This window comes from Streptomyces sp. NPDC101166 (assembly GCF_044768125.1).
GTDB lineage: Bacteria > Actinomycetota > Actinomycetes > Streptomycetales > Streptomycetaceae > Streptomyces.
The window spans coordinates 1-1,525 of record NZ_JBIWPF010000100.1 but is presented as its reverse complement, the minus strand read 5'-3'; the positions used below and the strand labels follow the sequence as shown (position 1 = coordinate 1,525).

At 65.8% G+C, this 1,525-nt stretch carries 3 protein-coding genes; all 3 read left to right on the top strand.

From position 1 onward, the window contains the following. Nucleotides 1-186 (top strand): hypothetical protein (locus ACIRS4_RS36705; RefSeq protein ID WP_404204371.1); only part of this gene is annotated, 186 nt, incomplete at its 5' end. A gap of 108 nt (nt 187-294) precedes the next feature. After that, on the top strand, nt 295-609 hold the full coding sequence (locus ACIRS4_RS36700; RefSeq protein WP_357088998.1) for a hypothetical protein: 315 nt from the start codon (nt 295-297) through the stop codon (nt 607-609). Nucleotides 610-629: 20 nt separating this feature from the next. Then, nucleotides 630-1,525, top strand: an 896-nt coding sequence (locus ACIRS4_RS36695; RefSeq protein ID WP_404204369.1) for a hypothetical protein, incomplete at its 3' end; no start/stop codon positions are given.

Here is a 1,525-nt window from a genome sequence, read left to right as displayed (position 1 = left end):
GCCGTGACCGCGGAGGTCGACGGGAACGGCGCGCTCAAGGACCTACAGTTCAGCAGCGCGGTATCGCGAATGACGCCGGCGGAGTTCGAGCAGGCCGTGGTGACGACGGCGGCGCAGGCGGCGCGGCGGGCGTTCGAACGGCGGGCCGAGATCGTCGACCGGTTCAATGAGGAGATGGCCGAGTAGGCCGGACTGTTAACAGAACTTTGCGCCAGAGTTTGCATCTTGCGGTCTGGCACAAGAAATTTCGTGCTTGTAGTCTGAGCAAGATCAAGGGTAGTGGGAGGGACACTGATGGCTGATCACGTGGCGGCGGAATTTCCGCCCATCCTGGCGTACGGCACCGAGAAGGCGGGAATCGCCGCGCAGGTCGCGGGGGCGGCGGCCGCGGACGTGGGTGCCGCGATGGCGCAGGCGGTTCCGGTTTTCGGTCTGATCGGTCAGGAGTTCCTGGCGGCCTTCGCGGTCGCGCAGGGGAACTTCCTGATGTCGTCGGCGGAGATCGCCGCGGTGCACGCGAATACGGCGACGGCGGCGTACACGGCGGTCGGCACCTACGGCACCAATGAGGTGACCTCGGCGGCGAGCTTCCTATCGACGATGCTGTGACGAGTCCGTCGAATCCGACCGTGCTGGACGGGCTGCGCAGCAGCCCGATCGGTCCTTACCTCGATACACCGGTCACGGATGTGTTGAGCGCCATGGGATTGCCGCAGCTGCCGCAGATCCCGCAAATCAGCTTGCCGGATCTGTCGGGGCTGCAGTTGCCGACGCTGCCGACCATCGACCCGACGGCGTTGATCCAGCCGGTCACCAGCCTGCTGCAGTCGTTCGGCACCGGGAGCCTGAGCAACAGCAGCTTCAACCCGGCGACCATCATCACGTCGCTGATCAGTGCGCTGACTTCGGCTACCTCGCAAAGCAAGTCGGCGACCAGCACGCTGATGAACACTTTCAGCGGGGACGCGGCGACCGCCGCTCAGCTCAAGAGCAACGAGGTCGAAGCGCAGAGCGGCACGGTGGCCGCGCAGGGCGCGCAGCAGCACGGCATCCTGATCTCAGCCGAAGCCATCGTCGCCGAGGGCTACGCCGAAATGTCCGCTCTCATCGCGCAATTCATCGCACAGTTGACCGCGGCGACCGCGCTGATCGCCACCCCCGCAGGCATCCCGTGGCTGATCGCCACCGCGACCGAGACCATCAACGCGGGCCTGGCCATCGCGGCCAAGACCAAGGTGCAGCTCGCGGGCAGCACCGCCGAGATCCTCGAGGCCGGCACGAAGATCATGATCGCGGGCGCGCCCGTCGCGTCCAATATCTCGAACCTGGTGAACATGGTCGGCACCGCGCTGCAGCCCATCTCCAGTGTCGCGCCGACGGTCGCCGAGAAGGTGGTCGAGAAGGGCGCGACGGTGCTGTCCAGCGGCGTCAGCGATCTCAGCTCCGCGCTGACCAGCAACAACAACACCAATACGAACAACAACACCAACAAGACCACCACCACGACGCCCTCGACGACCACCAC

What these genes read in the sequence shown, in the direction of transcription:
- ACIRS4_RS36700 (WP_357088998.1), top strand. Translation starts at nt 295, where the DNA reads ATGGCTGATCACGTGGCGGCGGAATTTCCGCCCATCCTGGCGTACGGC.